This is a genomic window from Streptomyces sp. ME19-01-6 (assembly GCF_033793745.1).
GTDB lineage: Bacteria > Actinomycetota > Actinomycetes > Streptomycetales > Streptomycetaceae > Streptomyces.
Window position 1 is genome coordinate 1 of record NZ_JARAXF010000142.1, and the last position, 560, is coordinate 560.

Sequence of the window (560 nt, forward strand, 5' to 3'; positions counted from 1 at the left end):
GCTGAGCGGGCGGCCCGCCGGGTCGTACGTATAGGTCCAGGTGAGGCCCTGGGGGTCGGTCACCCGGGTGAGGCGCAGCCGGGTGTCGTAGGTGTACTCGACGCGGGCGCCGTCGGGCCCGGTGCGGGCGGCCACCAGGTCGAAGTGGGTGTACTCGTACGAGGTGACCCGGCCCAGGGCGTCGGTGTGCGCGACGCAGTTGCCCTCGCCGTCGTAGCGCCAGGTCTGCCGGGCGCCGCCTGGGTCGGTGTGGGCGGCGAGCCTGCCCTCGACCGTCCACTCCAGGCGGGTGGTGGCGCCCAGCGGGTCGGTGACGGCGGTCGGACGGCCGAAGGCGTCGCGGTGGTAGGTGGTGACGGCGCCGAGCGGGTCGGTGATCTCCAGTGGCAGGCCCGCCGTGTCGCAGCGGACCCGGGTGGTCCCGCCGAGGGGGTCGATCACCGAGGTCAGGGCGGAGCGCTCGTCGTAGGTGTAGCGGGTGGTGTGGCCGGCGGGGTCCGTGGTGGCGGTGCGGTTTCCGCGCTCGTCGTAGGCGTGGCGCCACACCGTGCCGTCGGCGT

Annotated in this window: 1 pseudogene; it reads right to left on the reverse strand. The window is 74.8% G+C overall.

Annotated features, from left to right (window positions below):
* Positions 1-560 (reverse strand): annotated as a pseudogene (locus PV419_RS53045) (type IV secretion protein Rhs); the annotation flags it as partial.